This is a genomic window from Paenibacillus alba (genome assembly GCF_013204855.1).
Lineage (GTDB): Bacteria > Bacillota > Bacilli > Paenibacillales > NBRC-103111 > Paenibacillus_E > Paenibacillus_E alba.
Genome location: NZ_JABMKZ010000039.1, coordinates 36,981 through 55,688, shown reverse-complemented (window position 1 = coordinate 55,688; position 18,708 = coordinate 36,981). Strand labels below are relative to the sequence as shown.

Below are 18,708 nucleotides of genomic sequence, written 5' to 3'. Positions count from 1 at the left end.
TAAGCTTCCCCAACGTAGTGAAAATATGAGGCGTCGCAAATAAAAAACCGAATCCCGCAGGATTCGGCTAACGATTATTCCGATTTAATTCTGGATACCATGAGCAAGCGATCCGTATCCGATAGGATCTTCTCAACCTTGAAGCAAGATGGACATACATAAACATTCAAGGTAAAAGGACCTGTTAGAAAAGCACTTCCCAAGGTTTTGGGAATAACGGGTGTAAATGCCGTTTCACTGACGACTTCATCTCCCGCCAGCAAGAGCAATTCATGACAGTTTGAGCATTCCGGCGCTTCTTCCTGCTCATCTGTGATATGTTGAACCTTTTCCCCGTATTTATCGAGAGGTTCATCAGAGTCATCCCAGGCCAGCGACAAATCTTCATCGGCATCCGTATATTCCTGCTCTTCAAAACGGAGCGGCTGACCTGTCAGCTTCACCTTAAGATCAATACTCCGGTAATCATTCAACTCGTTAAAACAATGTGGACATTCGTCCTCGGGTCCAATTTCCGGATCCCAAACGATCTCCGTTTGGCACCATGGACAAACAACTTCTTCGTTGGCACTCATTGCGTAATCCTCCACTTAATGCATTCATGCATATTTCAATAAATAATAAACCCCTGCCGCCACAAATACAAATGCTATAGCAAACAGAGTGCCCCACAGGTATTTCATCGTTCAAGCCCTCCAAGAATATGTAGGATACTAGGTTACACAAGCTCCAACTACATAGGATAGGGAGACAGATATCGTTAAGGACAGGAATCCGACGGCGCGGTTATCCTTTTTGATTTCTTCATCGATTTTAAAATGAGGCGTCAAGACTTCAAAAATGAAGTAGGCAACTAACAACAGCAAGAAACCGTACCCTGCCCAGATGAGGGAGTGCATCATCGTATCATTGTTGAGAATAGAGAATCGGAACAAATTACATATCCCAAACACTTTCCCACCTGTCGCCATCGCCACAGCTAAATTGCCTTTTTTGATTTCAGCCCAGTCATCATACTTGGTGAGCAAATCAAAAATCTTGAGAAATACGACTAGTGCGATGACAGCCACTGCAAAAAATGCAAGCGTCGATAAATACGGGTTACTAAACAACACATCCACCTCTTCGTTCATATCGTCTCCTGCCTTCCTTCATTGTAGAGAAACTTCGATGCAAAGATCCCTATATATGGTAGAAGAGACTGAGTTTAGCTCAGTCTCTCGCAGGTACTACTTAGTATAACATTAGGATTGTTTTTTTTCAGCAAGCTTTGCTTTCATCGCTGCAAGTTCGTCGTCAATACCGCTGCTGCCAGCGCCAAGTCCAGCAAGCTCATCATCCAAGCTGCGGTTTTTGGCGCGAATCTCGCCGCTTGCTTGCGCTTCAGCTTCCATTTGAAGCACTTTCTCGCTCATACGGTCAAAGCCTTTAGCCGCATTGTCGGTACCAAAACCAGACATAGCTTGATTGATTTGCTTTTGAGCTTTGGCTGTTTCAGCACGAGCAATCAACAAATCTTTCTTGTTCTTCATTTTGTTGAACTCGTCTTTCATTTCCGTCAATTGACGGCGAAGCTGATCCGCATTCGTTTTGGCAAGATCATACTGTTGTTTCAATTCATCGAAACGAACTTGATGCTCTTTCTTGTCTTCCAAAGCGCGGCGAGCCAAGTCTTCATTGCCGGATTCAAGAGCTTTCATGGCCTGTTCGGTACGCTTCGTCACCATTTCTTCCGACTCTTCGAATTGAAGCTTGAATTTCTTCTCAATTGCGATGGACTTGGCAACAGCTGCCTCAGCTTCCAAAATGTCCTCTTCCATGTCACGCAAGAACTGATTCAGCATCTTAACCGGATCTTCTGCTTTATCCAGCAAGTCATTGATTGAAGCCATTGTCATATCGCGCAGCCTTTTGAAAATTCCCATTGTAAATTCCTCCTAAGGTTTATAAAAATTGGATTGTATAATTGGATGTTGCGTTTTGTTTTCTAATCACCGGTGCTTACACACATTACATACGCAGTCCCAAACTAGGAGTTTCAAAAAGTTGAAAAATTTTTGAAAATTATTTTAATTCGACCACCGTTACGCCGGCTCCGCCTTCATTGTAATTGCCCATTCGGTAGCTTTTCACATGCTTGTGACGACGCAGATACTCCTGCATGCCTGTGCGCAGCACCCCGGTGCCTTTGCCGTGAATCAGAGATACTTGCCCGAAATTGTTTAAGAATGACTCATCCAGGAAGCGATCAGCCTCAATCATGGCTTCCTCCATATTCAGTCCACGCATATCAAGCTCCATCTTCACACTGTCGTCACGAGTCCGTTTGACGATTGTCGCCGGCTGGTGTACCGGCTTTTTCTGTGCTGGGCTGCCTATTTTCTCGAGATTCGAGAGGGCAACTTTCATTTTCATAATGCCCAGCTGCACGTTAGCTTCCGTGGCGCTGACAATTTCAACGACGTGACCCTTCTGGCCTAGGGTCACGACACGCACTTCATCGCCGGCCTCAATGCGCTCTGGCCGCTTCTTCACTGCGCGAACCTGCTTATCGCGCAGCTCTGGCGCCGCCTGATCGAGGCGGCGTTTCGCTTCCACCAGCCGGTGGTCCTTGACCCCGCCGGCTTCTTCCTGCGCCATGCGCCGCAGATCGGCGATGACTTCGTCCGCCTCGCGGCGCGCCTTGGCGACTGCCTCGCGCGCGTCGCGCTCGGCCTTCTCGAGCAGCTTATCCCGCTGCTCGTCGAACTTCGCCTGCTGCGACTCCAACGTCCGGCGCATCTCCTCTGCTTCGCGCCGCATCTCTTCCGCGCTTTGGCGCTCGGCTTCCGCAATCAGGCGATTCTCTTCGAGGGAAGCGATCATCGATTCGATACGCTTATCTTCCTCGCCTACCTGTGTGCGCGCATGCTCAATAATGCGGCGTGACAAGCCAAGGCGCTCTGCAATTGCAAAGGCGTTGCTTCGACCAGGAACACCGACTAGCAAACGGTATGTTGGACTTAGTGTTTGTATATCAAATTCCATACTGGCATTAATGGTGCCTTGCTTTTGATAAGCGTACGCTTTGAGCTCGGAATAATGCGTCGTTGCGATAATGCGGCATCCAATTTGATGAATATAATCCAGAATAGAAATCGCCAAAGCCGACCCTTCCGCAGGATCTGTACCTGCGCCTAGCTCATCTAGGAGGACTAAGCTTTTGGGGGTCATGTCTCTCAAAATGCTTATGATATTCGTCATATGGCTTGAAAATGTACTTAAATTCTGTTCAATGCTTTGCTCATCACCGATATCCGCATAAATGGCGTCAAACACACATAATTGACTGCCTTCCTCAGCAGGGACAAACAGTCCTGACATCGCCATCAGACTCAGCAGGCCCACCGTTTTGAGAGATACGGTTTTCCCCCCTGTATTCGGACCCGTGACAATGATTTGCGAGTAATCATTGCCGAGCTCCAGATCAAGCGGCACTACGGTGTCCGCGGCAATCAATGGATGGCGCCCTCGTTTGATTTTGATAAAACCTCTGTCATTCAAATAAGGCATCGTTGCTTTCAATTCCCTAGCTAAACCAGCTTTCGCAAACGTAAAATCAAGCTCAGCCAGCAGATCAACGTCCATGACCAGCATTTCAGCCTGTTCCGCAACAAGCTCGGTTAATGCGCGTAGAATCTTCTCGATCTCGACTTCTTCTTTGAACTTCAGCTCACGAATTTTGTTGTTTAATTGGACAATCGCATCCGGTTCAATATACAGAGTCGCACCTGAAGCGGATTGATCATGAATCATCCCTCCGAAGCTCGAGCGATATTCCGATTTGACGGGGATGACAAAACGATCATTCCGAATTGTAATCAATACATCCTGAAGCATCTTCTGGATGGAGGAATTGCGAAGCATCTGCTCAAGCCGCTCACGGACCCTGCTCTCTCCTGTGCGAAGCTCACTGCGCACGCGTCCAAGCTCTGGACTTGCGCTGTCTACAACAACCGCATTCTCATCAATACAGCTATTTATTTTATCTTCCAATGGTTTATTCTCTGTGAGCAGGTCAACTTTATCTTTGAGCATCGGTACCGCATAGTCATCTTCATGAACCGCCACAACAAAGCGCTTCAGCCTGCGGGTTCCAAACAGCGTCGTTGAAATATCAAGCAGCTCAGAAGGATTTAGCATGCCGCCTATTCTTGAACGGTGCAGCGAGGAACGAATATCCCGAATTCCGCCAAAAGGAGCATTTCCTTTTAAGCGTTCAATGTTCACAGCCTCATCGGTTGCTTGCAGCCTAAGCTTAACCAGTTCAAAGTCGCCCTTGGGTTCAAGCTGCTCTACAGCTTCTTTACCCAAAGAGGTAGCCGCATGATGAGCCAGTTTATGTAAAATCTTCGCATAATCTAATGTTTTGATAATTTTCTTATTCAACAGTTCCAACCTCTTTTCTCTACCGTATATTATAAACCAAATCGCCCCTGATTAGCTACGGAGACAATGATTATATGGAAGATGCTGCCTGCCATAATCTTCTTCCGACTGGGATACACTAAGGTGTGCACCTATTCCTTCTGCCAAAGGAACAACATCTCCAATACCAAGCAAATTCCAACAAAATCATCATTTCTGACTTTGAGACTTCACGCTCATTGCAGAACGAAGGAGGTTCACGACATGCATCTTCTTGGACATCTGGTCAGGTTTATTGTGTCTGCTTTGGTCTTAATGTTTGTCAGTTGGCTTGTGCCGGGCTTTAAAGTCGGTGGATTCTGGAGCGCTTTTTTCCTAGCACTAGTCATCGCCGTGGCCGCTTGGGTCATTGAAGGGGTTTTCGGCAAACAAATCACTCCTTTTGGCAGAGGAATCGTAGGTTTTCTTGTGAGTGCGCTTGTCATTTGGGCCGCTCAATTTGTCGTGAGCAATGTGTCGACGAGTGTAATAGGTGCGATTTTAGCCGCTTTGGTCATCGGAATCATCGACCTGTTCATCCCTGTGAAGACTCCCTTTGAACAAGGGATCTCAGGAAGAGAAGAACGTCGATAACACCCGCCAGCTTCAATAGCTGGTATCCGGGCAAAGCCAAAAAAAGATCGGTCTGCAGCGGATCCATTCGCCGGGCCGATCTTTTCTTTGACATGCTTTCACGAGTTTGTCACTGTTTTTTAAGATTAGGTCGTGTACAATGAGGAAGAAAGTAGCAATCCAACTTATTGTCCGGAGGGGTACACGTGAAAAAATTACTCGTTCTTTTAATGGGAATAGCTTTAGTTCTGGCAATTGCGGCTTGTGGAAGCAAGGATACGAAGTCAGCCGGGTCCACAACAACGCCTGCCGCCAGCGCAGCGGCCGGAGGTCAACAGGTTGTTTTGAAAGCAACGAACTTTAAGTTCGATCAAACCGAATACCGCGTCAAAAAAGGTGAGCCTGTAACGATTTCTCTTGAAAATGCGGAAGGCATGCACGGTGCATCGATTAAAGAATTCAAAATCAATCTAGATAACAGCAAAAAAACAGCCACTTTTACACCAGATAAAGCCGGCTCGTTCCCTATCAACTGCTCGATTATGTGCGGTACAGGACACGCCAATATGAAAACAACTTTGATTGTTGAATAATAAATAACAAAAAGCTTACTGCGATAAAGTCTCGCGGTAAGCTTTTTTTCTCTTTTTAGCTATTCATGATTTTTGCGATTGTCTCTGTGACTTTGTCCTTATGAAAGGGCTTCACCAAGAAATCCTTCGCTCCGGCCGTATAAGATTCCATAATCATTTGCCTCTGGCCCATCGCCGAGCACATCACGATCTTTGCTTTGGGGTCGAATGAAAGAATGCCTTTAACAGCGGCAATCCCATCCATCTCGGGCATCGTAATATCCATAGTCACCAGATCGGGCCTAATTCTTTTATACACTTCTACGGCCTCCAGCCCATTAGCTGCTTCTGCAACTACCACATGTCCGGCATCCATAAGTATTAATTTGAGCATCGTCCTCATAAATGCCGCATCATCCACAACCAGTATATTTGCCAACCCTAGTACCTCCATCCTAACAACTACAAATTTAATGCTTGCTAGGATTATAAATCATGATTCTGGACAATCTCTGAACATTCTATCGCGCGTGATGCTACATGCAAATAGAAGCTGCCCTTTCTAAACAGATTAGAAAAGAGCAGCTTCTATATGGGTATTCCTTGCTTCCACAGGTCTTGGAGCTTGCCTGCTATATTAGGAAGTTCATTGATTAGATACGGAGCCAGGGTAGAGCTTGCGAGCAGCTTTTGGAGTCCATCCGAAGGGATGATCGTAATAACATTGACGGCTATAATAATGATCAATAAGGCTTCAGCTAGTCCCAGAAGCGCCCCGCTCCAGCGATTAATAAAATTCAGTCCTGGGGTCTTGGCCAAAATATTCAGTGCCCTGCCGATGAAAACAAGCGCAAATTTGACGCCAAAAAATAACAGAGCGAAAGCAATTGCATTCAGGATATACGTATCCAGATTGAGCCCTTTTACGATAAATTCGTATTTCTGATAATTCTGATACGTTGGTAATGAGATGGCATTGCGAAGATAGGGCGCAAAATCTTTGTAAAAATAAAAGGCAACGAGATACGCTAAGATGAAGCCTGAAATTGAAACAATTTGGGCTATGAAACCTCTAAAATAACCAAGCAATAAACCCAATGCGACTATTGCCAACAAGACATAATCTAAAGTGTTCATTGTCACGTAGGCTACCTGCTGGGGCTATCTGTTTCTACAAGCTCGATCCATTCGTTATATTCATTTTGCAGTTTCGCATATTCTTCGCGCAGTTCTCTGTATTCTTCCTTGATTCGTTGAAATTCCTTAAGCTGATCTTCATCATTCACGCTTTGCTGCATCAGCTCTTCTTTTTCTTGCTGTATCTGGGCGAGCAACCTTGCTTTTTCTTCCTCAAAACGACTGGCGAGTGCGCTTCGCTTAGCTTGCTCCTGTGCCAATAAAGTTTCTATCTGGCTTTTATATAACTTGATTATCGTTTCCTTTTGGCTTTCAAACTGTTGAATAATGTTCGTTTGTTGTTCTTGATAGTTCCCGACAAGCTCGCCTTTCTCTTGCTCGGAGAGCTTTAATCTCTCGTTTATGTCGTCTTGATGCATAGCGCTGATTTGCTTGAGCTCCTCATCATGCTTTGCTTTGATGGTTTCTTTATCTCGTTCATATTGTTGCGCCAGCTGTTGTTTGATTTGTTCTTTTTCCCCGTTATAATGCTGTTTCAGCTCATCTGTATCTTTCTGATGGATCTGCGATAGCGTGATCTTTTCAGCCCGGTACTGTTCGTTCAGCTTTTGTAATTGAGCGGCTCTTTGCTGTTTCTCCTGCTCAAGCTGCACTTTCAATTGCTGGTGGTACTGCTTTTCTTGCTCAAGTGCTTGCTGCAACTGATCTTGCAGCTGCAATACTTCGTCTCGCTGCTGTTTGTCTTCTTCCAGCTGTTTTGTAACGTTGTGGTTCTGCTTCTTAGCCTGCTCCAGAAGCTGCTTTGTTTGCTGATGCTGCTGCTTTTCTTGATTCAGCAATTGATTCACTTTGTCTTGCTGCTGTTTGGCTTCGATTTGCTGCTGTTTCTCTTGGTCCAATTGCTGTTTCGTTTGCAGCTGTTGTTGTTTAATCTGTTCCAGCTGCTGTTTCATTTGTTCATGCTGCTTTTGTTCTTGCTCCAGCGATTGATCAGCTTTCTCTTGCTGCTGTTTGGCTTCAGTTAGCTGCTGTTTCTCTTGCTCTAATTGTTGTCTCGTCTGTTGGTGCTGCTGTTTGATCTGTTCCAGCTGCTGCTTGATTTGTTGATGCTGCTTTTGTTCTTGCTCCAGCGATTGATTCACTTTCTCTTGCTGCTGTTTGGCTTCAATTAGCTGCTGCTTCTCTTGCTCTAATTGCTGTCTCGTCTGTTGGTGTTGCTGTTTGGATTGTTCCAGCTGCTGTTTGATTTGTTGATGCTGCTTTTGTTCTTGCTCCAACAATTGTCTCACTTGGGTTTGTTGACGTTTTTCTTGCTCCAATTGCTGCTTGATTTGTTCAGCTTGCTGTTTGGCTTGATCATGCTGCTGTTTCGCACTCTCTTGTTGCTGCTTCGCTTGCTGTAGCTGCTGCTTCACTTGATCCTGCTCTTTTTTTGTTTTCAGCGCTTCTTCTTTGGCTTGCTCGAGCTCTTGATTCGTTTGGGCAAGTGTTGCTTTATGCTCATTGATTAAGGCTTGCTGACTTTCTTTCTCTTGTTTTAAATCGTTGTAGGCTGCCAATAATTTCTCATGAGCTGCTTTGGTTGCTTCATGCTCTTTTTGAGTTTTGCTCAGCTCTTCCATGACTTCGTTCATGCGGAAGCATTCATCAGCCATATTAACGGCGGCAAGGACAGCGATCCGCTGGGAATCCAGTCGTGGATACCCCTTGGCAATGCGCGTCATTTGGTCGTTCACGTATTCGGCAACACTCTTCATGTAATTAGTGCTGTTGCTTGCTTTTAACTTATATTGGTGTCCATATATATCAACGGTAATTCTCGATTTATCTTCAATTGTCACTTTTAAATCCTCCCTTAGATGAAAGGCTGGCCCTATCGAGTGTAATTTCGATAAGACCAGCCTGTTTTCCTGCAACTTAAATGGAAAGTTGCACTATTTTCTTAACTCTGCCTCATATTGCTGTTCTAGGGTTTGAACAACTTTGGCATGCAGCTCTGTGACTTCTTCATCCAGGAGTGTTCTTTCGGCGTGGCGGTAGACCAAAGCGATGGCTACACTCTTGCGATCAGCGCCTAATCGCTCTCCTGTATAGATGTCGAAAACTTGAATGGATTCTAACAACTCACCAGCTACTTCTTTGATGGATTGCTCCATCAGGCCAACGGGAACGTTAGCTTTCACCACGACAGCAATGTCGCGCCCAATGGATGGGTAACGCGGCAGCAATTTGTACACGATGGCATCGCCAGCAGCTTCCAAGATCGGAGAGAAATCCATTTCGAGAACGTAAGTGTCATCGAGGTCACGCTGTTGTTGAACCGTAGGATGCAGCTGTCCCATTCGGCCGATTACCTTTTGATTAAGCACAAGCTCCGCTGTACGCCCTGGGTGGAAGCCATCCGGTGATGCGGATTGATAAGTTAACCCTTTCACACCTAGGTAGCTCACAAGCCGGTCAAAAATCCCTTTGATATCATAGAAATCAACGGCTTCTGATTTTTGCGCCCAATGTGCTTGGCGGCGTTTGCCCGTCAATACGATAGACAGAAGAAGCTTCTCTTGCGGCAAGGTTGTTAAGGTCTCTTCGTCCGTGAGGAAAACTTTGCCGATTTCAAAAATGGCCACATCATCCATCGTACGGTTGCGGTTATAACTTACAACGTCCAGCAAATGCGGAAGCAGGCTGGTACGCAATTGACTTCGATCCTCGCTCATTGGCATTGCGAGGGAGATTGGCTTCGCAGCTGGATATAAACCAGGCAGCGAGGTCGTTTGATTCGGATGCGTGAAGGAATACGTGATGACTTCATGCAGGCCGCTTTGTGTCAGCAAATTCCGTGTAATACGGCGGATCGACTGTTCTTTGGACAAGGAGCCTGGTGTGGTCACACCGCTCATCAAGGTCGTCGGGATGTTGTCGTAGCCGAAGAGGCGTGCCACTTCTTCGATCAAATCGACATCCCGTGTAATGTCTCCGCGGCGGCTCGGCACATGCACGAGCAGCGCGCCTTCGCCCGCCTGCTCATAAGTGAAATGCAGGCGCTCGATAATTTGACCCATCTCGGCCAAAGAAAGTTCAGTGCCGAGATATTTATTCACACGGTCAGCGGCTAGCTGGATGCTGACCGGCTTGTGTGAGCCTGCTACGGCTTCGACGATGCCGTCAGCGACTTGACCTGCTGCGTACTGAGCAATTAGCGCAGCCGCACGGTTCAAGGCCGGAAGCACGGCTTCCGGGTTGACTTCTTTCTCGAAGCGAAGACTCGCTTCAGAGCGAAGGCCCAACTGGCGCGAAGTGCGGCGCACGGAGCTGCCTGCGAACTTCGCGGATTCCAGCAGGATCCGCGTCGTGCCATCGGTCACTTCAGAGTTAGCTCCGCCCATGACACCAGCGATCGCTACAGGCTTCGTACCGTCCGTTACGAGCAGCATGTGCGGCTCCAGCGTACGTTCCACATCATCAAGCGTTACGAGCATCTCGCCGGCTGCAGCGAGGCGTACGTCGATATGACCGTTGTTCAGCTGCTCTGCATCAAAGGCGTGAAGCGGCTGACCATATTCAAGCATCACGAAATTCGTGATGTCTACGATGTTGTTGATCGGGCGGATACCTGCGGCCATCAATCGGTTCTGGATCCACAGCGGAGAGGTGCCAACGCGAACGCCTTCGATTAAACGAGCGGCGTAATGCGTGCACTGCTCTGTTGCCGTAATGTTCACGCTGATACGGTCCGAAGCTTTGACAGCGCTTGTTCCAGCTGTTTCTGCATCAGGCAGCTTCACACTGCGGCCAAGAATAGCTGCGATTTCGTACGCTGCTCCAAGCATGCTCAAACAATCTGAACGATTCGGTGTCAAATCGAGGTCCAGCACTTTATCATTGATCGCCAGAACATCCAGAACAGAGCTGCCGATTTCTGTATCTTCCGGGAGAACTAGAATACCCTCCTGAATTTCTTTGGGCAGGAGCTTGTCATTGAGTCCAAGTTCCTTGGCTGAGCAAATCATTCCTTGAGATTCGACGCCGCGCAGCTTAGCACGTTTAATTTGCAGTCCGCCAGGAAGCACAGCGCCAATCATTGCGACAGGCACTTTTTGTCCTGCCTCCACATTTTTGGCTCCGCAAACGATCTGCAAGTCTTCGCCTTGTCCTGCATCAATCGTACAAACGCTTAGTTTATCAGCGTCCGGATGTTTTTCACGTGTTTTGACATAACCTACGACAACGTTGGTTACACCTTTATTGCGATCCTCCACGATATCCACTTCGATGCCGCTTCGGGTTAATTTTTCTGCTAATTCCTCTGCTGTGAAGCCTGTTACATCCACATATTCCGATAACCATTGATAAGAAACCTTCATGTTTAACCCCTCCTTTTCCTCTTGCTTACAAGTGTAAGAATTGCTTTAAGAATCGCAAATCATTGGTATAAAAATGACGAATATCTTCAATCCCGTATTTCAGCATAGCAATGCGCTCTACGCCCATGCCAAATGCAAAACCGGTATATTCTTTGGGATCATAGCCACCCATCTCAAGCACGCGCGGATGCACCATACCCGCTCCAAGAATTTCCAACCAGCCTGTTTGTTTGCATGTCCGGCAGCCTACGCCGCCACACATCGCACAGCTAACGTCAACTTCAACACTTGGCTCTGTGAATGGGAAAAAGCTCGGACGCAAGCGAATGCGCGTCTCTTTGCCGTACATCTCTTGTACGAATTGAAGCAGCGTTCCTTTCAAATCGCTCATTCTTACGTTGCGGTCGATAACCAGACCTTCAATTTGGGTAAACATATGAGAATGTGTCGCATCATCATCATCGCGGCGGTAAACCTTGCCTGGGCAAATGATTTTAATCGGAACCTCGCCTTTGCGTTTCTCCATCGTCCGAACTTGAACGGGTGAAGTCTGGGTTCGCATCAGAATCTCATCGGTAATATAGAACGAATCTTGCATATCGCGCGCAGGGTGATCCTTCGGCAAATTAAGCGCCTCGAAATTGTAGTAGTCCTGCTCTACTTCTGGACCTTCAGCAACCGTATAGCCCATACCGATGAAGATATCTTCAATTTCTTGAATGACTTTGCTAAGCGGATGCACAGCACCTTGCTGAGACGGGCGACCTGGCAACGTGACATCAATCATTTCTGCGCGAAGTCTGTTTTCCGTTTCTTGCTGTTGATACGCCGCTTGCTTCTCTTCAATGACCGCTTCGATCGCAGCACGAACATCATTCGCTACTTGGCCGATCACCGGTCTTTCTTCTGCACTCAAAGCGCCCATACCGCGCAGAACCTCGGTTAATGGCCCTTTTTTACCCAAATACTTAATCCGTAAATCGTTCAGCTCCTGCTGACTTTGCACGCCGCTTAGCTCTTGCAGCGCTTCTAGCTTTAAAGCTTCTAACCGCTCTTTCATTGCAATCCCTCCTGAATTAGGCCCCTCTATCGCCTGAAATGAAAACACAAAAAAGACCTTCCGCTCCCTCGCAAGGGACGAAAAGCCGTGGTACCACCCTAATTAGATTCGTTCATAAGCAAATAAGCCCCATGAATAAATCTCACTTCATTCCAGATAACGGACAATGTGTCCGGTTCCCTCTACTTAGAAGCTAATTCTAGCTTTCTGTTCAAAGGACTGCTCGGGAGCGAACTTCAGCAGCCTGATTCTCGGGGACCGCTCTCAATCTTCGGCTTTCCCTCCCTGTCAAGAAGCACTGCGTACTCTTCTCCGTCAAAGCATTTCCACGTATATGTATCAGTTATTATATGCAAGATACGTTGGAGATGCAAGTTGAACCGCCTTAAAAGGCAAAAATTCCTGTTGACATCGAAAAGCGATCGGCGTATATTTTACTTAAACAGTTTAACTATTAATTATTATAACAATTTCATTATTTAAATATTCAAAAATTTAATGAAATTTCGGAGGAGGTTTTGCCATGGAAGATGATTTGCTTGCTTACACCGATCGCTTCCGTACAACGCTGGAAACGACTCATCGTAAAATCAGCTTAGCTGTTCTCTCCCAGTTGGATACCGACCTAACCAGGCCGCAGTTGTTCCTGCTATTCATGATTGCCAAAGAAGGCATGCCCAAACAATCCCACCTGGCTGAGAAGATGGGCGTCAAACCTAGTGCAATCACGGTGATGATTGATCGTCTAGTCCAGAGCGGGCATGTTATTCGCAGACATCACGAGACGGATCGACGCATTGTTTTGGTTGAAGTAACGGATACAGGGAAAGCTATCATCAAGATGACTGAGAATGTACAGAGGGACGTTATTGCACGTGGACTTTCTGAGCTTTCTCCGGAAGATCGACATGTTCTTGTGAATGCTTTTGAGAAGCTGAATACTTATTATTAATTTATTTCTTTTATTACAATAAGGAGTGATTCAAGTGGAAAACATTCAAAAATCAACATCTACCGATTCCATTGAAGCAGAAACAGCGCCCGAGCTTAAAAATCGTGGCCTCCTGTTAACAGGTCTCATCATTGCCATGCTTTTCGGCGCCTTGGACGGTACCATTGTTGGTACAGCTATGCCGCGCATCGTCGGCGAATTCGGTGGTCTCGGGCTCATGGCTTGGTTGACCACAGCTTACATGCTAACATCGACGGTTGTTGTTCCAATTGCAGGTAAACTCGCCGATTTAATCGGCCGCCGTGTCATTTATGTAACGGGTTTAGTTATCTTTATCGGAGCTTCCGCCCTTTGCGGGATGTCTCAGAACATGACGGAACTAATTTTGTTCCGCGGCTTGCAAGGTTTGGGCGGCGGTATTATGATGCCGATGGCTATGATTATTATCGGTGACTTGTTCACTGGCAAACAACGTGCCAAATGGCAAGGTGTTTTCGGAGCTATTTTCGGTTTATCTTCCGTTATTGGGCCCCAAGTCGGCGGGTGGATTGTTGACGCATGGAACTGGCGCTGGGTTTTCTACATCAACCTTCCGGTCGGTATCCTAGCTGTTATCCTAATCGCCTTTGCCCTGCCTAAACACAAAGCAACAGGAAAAGTAAAATTCGACATTCCAGGTATCGTCACCATGATTGTCGGGGTTGTCAGCTTATTGCTTGCTTTAACTTTCGGTGGCAAAGACTTCGCTTGGTCATCTTGGCAAATCATTGGCATGATCGCACTAGCTGTCGTATCCTTGGTTTCCTTCGTCATTATTGAAAGCAAAGCGCAAGAGCCTATTCTACCTGTTCGATTATTCAAAAACAGAACCTTTTCAACCATTAACGGCATAGGTTTCCTGATGTCTGTCGGCATGTTCGGCGCGATCATGTTCGTCCCGCTCTTCATGCAAGGCATTGTCGGCATCAGCGCATCTGCATCCGGTACCGTTATGACGCCGCTTATGCTTACGATGATTGCGGCCAGCGTTGTTTCCGGTCAATTCATCCATAAAATCGGAATCAAGCGGCAAATGCTGGTCGGTATGGTCATCATGGCTGCAGGCTTTTATTTACTCAGCACAATGGGTATTGATACAACCAAATTGATCGCATCCAGCTATATGTTGGTCCTTGGTCTTGGTATGGGGCTTGTTATGCCAATCCTGACGCTTGCCTTGCAGGAAAGTTTCCCGAAATCAGAGCTTGGCGTCGTTACCTCTTCCAGCCAATTCTTCCGTCAAATCGGGGGAACCTTCGGGATGACGATTCTGGGGGCCATCATGAATCATAAATCAACGGTTTTATTAGAACAAAACTTGTTGCCCGTCGTTAAGCAGCTGCCCGCAGAAGCGAGTGAGCTAGCGAATCAAATGACAGGAATGGTTCACACGAACCCTCAGTCGCTGTATTCTTCTCTGTTAAGTCCGGAGGCATTGGCCAAAATGCCAAAAGAATTCGTCGAGCATATGTTGCCTATTCTCAAAAATGCGCTGGTTACTTCCCTTCACCAAGTGTTCATCGTAGGCTTAGTGTTCGTCTTGCTTGGGGCCGTGCTTACTTTGTTCGTCGGCAACATTAAAGTGTCCGATCGCAAATCGAAACCAAAAGACGAGAAAGAGCTTTCGCCAAATCCCGCATAACGGAACACACCCGTCAGGAGTTGCTATCTCCTGACGGGTGTGTTTGATTTTCTCTCTATTCGATTGTTCCCATATGACTCAGCGGAAACAAACGAAATACCGCTTTGCCGATCAAATCCTTCTCTGGGACGAATGGAGTTGGCCACAGGTGTGAATCGTAACTTTCATTTCGGTTATCGCCGAGGAAAAGGTAATTCCCTGCTGGAACTGTTACTTGTTTAAATGTGTAGGTCATCGCAGATTTCACGTAGGGCTCATCCACTTTTTGACCATTACGAATCAGGCTGCCATCTTTGATTTCTATCGTATCTCCGGGTAAACCTATCAAACGCTTGACGTAGCGGTCCTTGTTATTGGCCAGCGGCGGCCAGAAGACCACGATATCACCGAAGCTGAAATCGGTTAACGGCTTCATTTTCTCCACGATCAATTCGTCTTTTAACTGGATGGTTGGAAGCATGGAACCGGTTGGCACCGTAACAGCCTGAGCCACATACGTATTGATAATTAGCGCCGCGATTACGGCAACTGCGATACTGGGCACCCATTCTTTCAAGGTTTTCAAAATCATTTTCATCGTAATATGACTTCCTTTCTGTGACGGATGATATCTATATACACATTAGATGATCTAGCGCGAACGTACATTAATATAAAATAAAAGTTTGTTGTATAATGAGGTTGAAACCTAAATAGGAGAGTGATAATCATGAAATATCGTAGACTTGGGAAAACAGATTTGAAAGTTTCCATCGTTGGAGTTGGCACTTGGCAATTCGGAGGGGAATGGGGACTTACCTATACACAGGCTGAAGTCGACGCCATCCTTGACCAGGCAGCTGAGGTGGGCATCAACTTAATCGATACCGCCGAATGCTATGGCGACCATTTGTCAGAGTCGTTCATTGGCAATTATTTATCACGCCGCAATCGCGAGAAGTGGGTCGTGGCTACGAAATTCGGTCATCATTTCCACGATTTGTTTACTAGAACGGACGATTTCAGTGCTGAAGGGGTTATCAAGCAATTGGATGATTCCTTAAAATCTTTACATACGGACTACATTGATTTGTATCAATTCCATTCCGGACCGGATACTCTTTTTGATAATGATCTCCTGTGGACTACGCTCAACAAGCAAGTGCAAGCTGGTAAAATTCGTCATCTGGGCACTTCCATCGGCAGCAATGCGAATATCCACCAAACAGAAGCTTCCAGCAAGGTTAACTCCAAAGCGATTCAAGTCGTCTACAACCGCTTGGACCGCGCCCCTGAGGAGCTTGTCTTCCCTTCATGTGTGAGCCAAGATCTAGGCGTTCTAGCCCGGGTTCCTCTTGCTAGCGGCTATTTGAGCGGTAAATATAAGCCAGGTGCTGTGTTCGGCAATACGGATGTTCGTCACCGTCACGACGCGGACAGTGTGAAACAGAAGCTGGAAGAAGTCCAGCGTATTCAACAAGACGAAGTACCACAAGGGATGGACATGGCCAAATGGGCACTTGCTTGGTGCCTGAAGCACGATGCCGTCACTACGGTTATTCCTGGCTGCAAAAACCCTGAACAAGTCATCGCAAACGCCAGTGCTACAGATTTGATCAGCGACAACCACCCGCAAGCTTGGAAAGCCTAGGCGTAATAAGGAAGGAATGACTTCAAGATGAGTCACAACCCACACGATCAAACATGGAAGCAGCTCACAGACCATTTGGGGGAGTGGGTTACCGAAAGCAAGAAACGTACAACAGATGGTCATGTTGCTTCCTACATTCCTGAACTTGCCAATGCGCCTGCGGATATATTAGGAATCTGCATCATGGATGCAAGCGGCAGCATCGCTGCAGCCGGGGATTCCAATTTCCGATTCACTTTACAAAGTATTTCAAAAGTATTTACGCTAATTCTCGCATTAATGGATAATGGCGAAGCGGCTGTCTTCTCTAAGGTAGGCATGGAGCCCACCGGTGATGATTTCAACTCCATGCTGAAGCTGGAGCTGGTGGAACCAGGTATTCCTTTCAACCCGCTTATCAATGCCGGTGCTATCGCGATATCGTCTTTAATTGCAGGCAAGGATTCAACGGAGCAGATTGCACGAATCGTGACATTTTTCCGGGAGATTGCGGATAATCCTTCACTTGAAATCAATGCTGATGTTTACAAATCCGAGTCCGATACTGCGCACCGCAATCGTTCGCTTGCTTACTTCTTGAAAGACAACGGTGTGCTCGACTGTGAAGTAGATGACGTGCTTCGCAACTATTTCAGCCATTGCTCCATCGAGGTCAACTGTACGGACTTAGCTAGAATGGCACTCGTTCTCGCTCATAACGGGGTTGATCCGATTCGCAATCAACGTCTTATTCCGCGGCGCTTCGTACAGATCGCCAAGACGTTCATGTTTACCTGCGGCATGTACAATGCGTCAGGCGAATTCGCCATGAACGTTGGCTTGCCTGCCAAAAGCGGGGTGTCCGGCAGCATTTTATCGATGGTGCCTGGGCAATACGGGATCGGCGTAGTCAGCCCGCCCCTGAATCGCAAAGGCAACAGCACCGCCGGCGTTCACTTATTGGGCAAGCTATCGCAGGAATTCGATTGGAGCTTGTTTTGAGCACGTTAACGTTATCGGGATCTGGCGTTTCCATCGAGCATGGTTTCACATGCTGTTAAAACCTGCGAAAATGCAGGTTTTTTCCATAAAATCAGATGAAAAGTGGAAAAGCCCGCAATAAGGCAGGAATTTTCCACTTTTCCATCCAGTCATCAAGAAAAGGCCTCAAAAGCCTGCAGAATCGCAGGAATTTCACGTTTATAGGTTAATCCAAGCTTAAAAGGATGCACAATTGCAGGTTTTTATAAATAAATGTGAGTTCATCAAAAAAACTACGACAGATTAGCATCCATGCATGGAGCATGGCTTATGTTTGTAAAAATCCAGACTGCGCACACGCAGGCGTTGCGTATAAATCTGCTCAAGCTGAGATGCTTAGCATGAAGCATTCCTCGTATGGATATGAGCTTTACTCGCTATAAATTTCGAAAAGTACTGTGGGATCAGCGTATAACCAGCGTTATATTACGCAAAAAATTCAATCGTAATAGAGCAGTTGTCTCTTTCACCAAGGAAGCAGTTATTACAAAAATAGAAGCTATAGTTCAAGTTAACCCAAAGCCGCGAAAGTGGCTTTGGGTTCTTTAGTGGGTGCAGGCTCAGAGGCACGCATCCAGCAGCCATAGCTATGTGATCTTCGATATTTGATGATTGCCTTTACTTGAATTGCGCTTCTGACGGAATCGAATGACCGTCTCGATGAATAGTAAATTGGGAATCCAGCACAGCCATGCGACGACATGATAAGCGGCAATAAAGCTGCCATCGTAAAGAATCAGTAATACAGGGAGCCAGAGCCTCAGCGTAACGGCAGCAAAAGTGAGAGCATAGCTCCGCAGCATCCATTCCTTGTGTGCCTGAATATCGCCCAGTACTGCTACTTTGTTCACACTTATCCAAGTGACACTAACCCATAGTACATCTAACAGTAGAAAACCTAGTCCAGCCACCCACCCGCCTGTCGCATATAGAGATAAATATACACTGACGAGCCCGCTAATCGAAACGGATAGAACATACGTATAGCCGAGCATACGGTGCCTCTTGACCCGTTTCAGGCTAGTAGGCTTCAAGAACAGTTGAAACGGACCGATCACAAGAGCCAAAACGGCAGTAATGATGTGAGCATACAGGACATAGACCCACGGCTCTAGATGGAAATCGGGCTTCCTAAGCTTGATGGAGACGAAGCCGGCATCTTTGGCACTGAAAAAACCGTATTGGATTAGCGCATAGGCGCATATGCCAAAAGCCAAAACAAAGACAACGATGCGGATTGTGATTTTACCCAACGATATTCCCTCCTCTATCC

Annotated in this window: 17 protein-coding genes; 6 read left to right on the top strand and 11 right to left on the bottom strand. The window is 46.7% G+C overall.

Features of this window, described 5'->3' with window-relative positions; genetic code table 11:
- Window positions 1-74: 74 nt before the first annotated feature.
- The 4 genes from HQN90_RS31350 to HQN90_RS31335 form a co-directional block, all read right to left on the bottom strand.
- Window positions 75-575 carry a hypothetical protein gene (locus tag HQN90_RS31350; RefSeq protein ID WP_173226452.1) on the bottom strand — a complete coding sequence of 167 codons (501 nt, stop codon included), beginning with the start codon at window positions 573-575 and terminating at the stop codon, window positions 75-77.
- A 138-nt stretch (window positions 576-713) separates the two neighbouring features.
- Window positions 714-1,133 (bottom strand): DUF350 domain-containing protein, encoded by a 420-nt coding sequence (locus HQN90_RS31345; RefSeq protein ID WP_173226450.1) that lies wholly within the window; start codon window positions 1,131-1,133, stop codon window positions 714-716.
- Window positions 1,134-1,244: 111 nt separating this feature from the next.
- Complete coding sequence (locus tag HQN90_RS31340) at window positions 1,245-1,925, bottom strand: PspA/IM30 family protein (RefSeq protein ID WP_173226449.1); 681 nt, start codon at window positions 1,923-1,925, stop codon at window positions 1,245-1,247.
- Window positions 1,926-2,064: 139 nt separating this feature from the next.
- Complete coding sequence (locus HQN90_RS31335) at window positions 2,065-4,428, bottom strand: endonuclease MutS2 (protein WP_173226447.1); 2,364 nt, start codon at window positions 4,426-4,428, stop codon at window positions 2,065-2,067.
- A gap of 243 nt (window positions 4,429-4,671) precedes the next feature.
- Between HQN90_RS31335 and HQN90_RS31330 the strand changes: the two genes are divergently transcribed.
- Window positions 4,672-5,040 (top strand): phage holin family protein, encoded by a 369-nt coding sequence (locus tag HQN90_RS31330; RefSeq protein ID WP_173226445.1) that lies wholly within the window; start codon window positions 4,672-4,674, stop codon window positions 5,038-5,040.
- A gap of 185 nt (window positions 5,041-5,225) precedes the next feature.
- Window positions 5,226-5,612, top strand: a complete 387-nt coding sequence (locus HQN90_RS31325) for a cupredoxin domain-containing protein (protein WP_173226444.1) — start codon at window positions 5,226-5,228, stop codon at window positions 5,610-5,612.
- A 55-nt stretch (window positions 5,613-5,667) separates the two neighbouring features.
- Here the strand turns inward: HQN90_RS31325 and HQN90_RS31320 are convergent, their stop codons facing one another.
- The 5 genes from HQN90_RS31320 to pheS all read right to left on the bottom strand — a co-directional run bounded on the left by HQN90_RS31320 (window position 5,668) and on the right by pheS (window position 12,152).
- Entirely contained in the window at window positions 5,668-6,030 is a 363-nt protein-coding gene (locus tag HQN90_RS31320; RefSeq protein ID WP_173226443.1) for a response regulator, read from the bottom strand.
- 149 nt (window positions 6,031-6,179) lie between these two features.
- The gene (locus HQN90_RS31315; protein WP_173226500.1) at window positions 6,180-6,728 is read right to left on the bottom strand and encodes a CvpA family protein; all 549 of its coding nucleotides are present in this window, start codon (window positions 6,726-6,728) and stop codon (window positions 6,180-6,182) included.
- Between the two features lie 11 nt (window positions 6,729-6,739).
- Window positions 6,740-8,569: a cell division protein ZapA gene (gene zapA / locus HQN90_RS31310; protein WP_173226441.1), complete on the bottom strand. Its 1,830-nt coding sequence runs from the start codon at window positions 8,567-8,569 to the stop codon at window positions 6,740-6,742.
- Window positions 8,570-8,662: 93 nt separating this feature from the next.
- Window positions 8,663-11,092 (bottom strand): phenylalanine--tRNA ligase subunit beta, encoded by a 2,430-nt coding sequence (pheT, locus tag HQN90_RS31305; protein ID WP_173226439.1) that lies wholly within the window; start codon window positions 11,090-11,092, stop codon window positions 8,663-8,665.
- Window positions 11,093-11,117: 25 nt separating this feature from the next.
- Complete coding sequence (pheS, locus tag HQN90_RS31300; protein WP_173226437.1) at window positions 11,118-12,152, bottom strand: phenylalanine--tRNA ligase subunit alpha; 1,035 nt, start codon at window positions 12,150-12,152, stop codon at window positions 11,118-11,120.
- Window positions 12,153-12,675: 523 nt separating this feature from the next.
- Here pheS and HQN90_RS31295 point away from each other — a divergent pair.
- Together HQN90_RS31295 and HQN90_RS31290 are read left to right on the top strand one after the other, a co-directional pair.
- The gene (locus tag HQN90_RS31295) at window positions 12,676-13,104 is read left to right on the top strand and encodes a MarR family winged helix-turn-helix transcriptional regulator (protein WP_173226435.1); all 429 of its coding nucleotides are present in this window, start codon (window positions 12,676-12,678) and stop codon (window positions 13,102-13,104) included.
- Between the two features lie 70 nt (window positions 13,105-13,174).
- On the top strand, window positions 13,175-14,785 hold the full coding sequence (locus HQN90_RS31290) for an MDR family MFS transporter (RefSeq protein WP_326070352.1): 1,611 nt from the start codon (window positions 13,175-13,177) through the stop codon (window positions 14,783-14,785).
- A 55-nt stretch (window positions 14,786-14,840) separates the two neighbouring features.
- On the opposite strand, the gene lepB is transcribed toward HQN90_RS31290, so the two are convergent.
- On the bottom strand, window positions 14,841-15,362 hold the full coding sequence (gene lepB / locus HQN90_RS31285; protein ID WP_173226433.1) for a signal peptidase I: 522 nt from the start codon (window positions 15,360-15,362) through the stop codon (window positions 14,841-14,843).
- Window positions 15,363-15,494: 132 nt separating this feature from the next.
- Here lepB and HQN90_RS31280 point away from each other — a divergent pair, with 132 nt between their 5' ends.
- Window positions 15,495-16,415: an aldo/keto reductase gene (locus tag HQN90_RS31280; RefSeq protein WP_173226431.1), complete on the top strand. Its 921-nt coding sequence runs from the start codon at window positions 15,495-15,497 to the stop codon at window positions 16,413-16,415.
- Between the two features lie 27 nt (window positions 16,416-16,442).
- Window positions 16,443-17,396, top strand: a complete 954-nt coding sequence (gene glsA / locus HQN90_RS31275) for a glutaminase A (RefSeq protein WP_173226429.1) — start codon at window positions 16,443-16,445, stop codon at window positions 17,394-17,396.
- 626 nt (window positions 17,397-18,022) lie between these two features.
- Here glsA and HQN90_RS31270 read toward each other — a convergent pair.
- Window positions 18,023-18,688, bottom strand: a complete 666-nt coding sequence (locus HQN90_RS31270; RefSeq protein ID WP_246362928.1) for a DUF2306 domain-containing protein — start codon at window positions 18,686-18,688, stop codon at window positions 18,023-18,025.
- Window positions 18,689-18,708 lie beyond the last annotated feature (20 nt).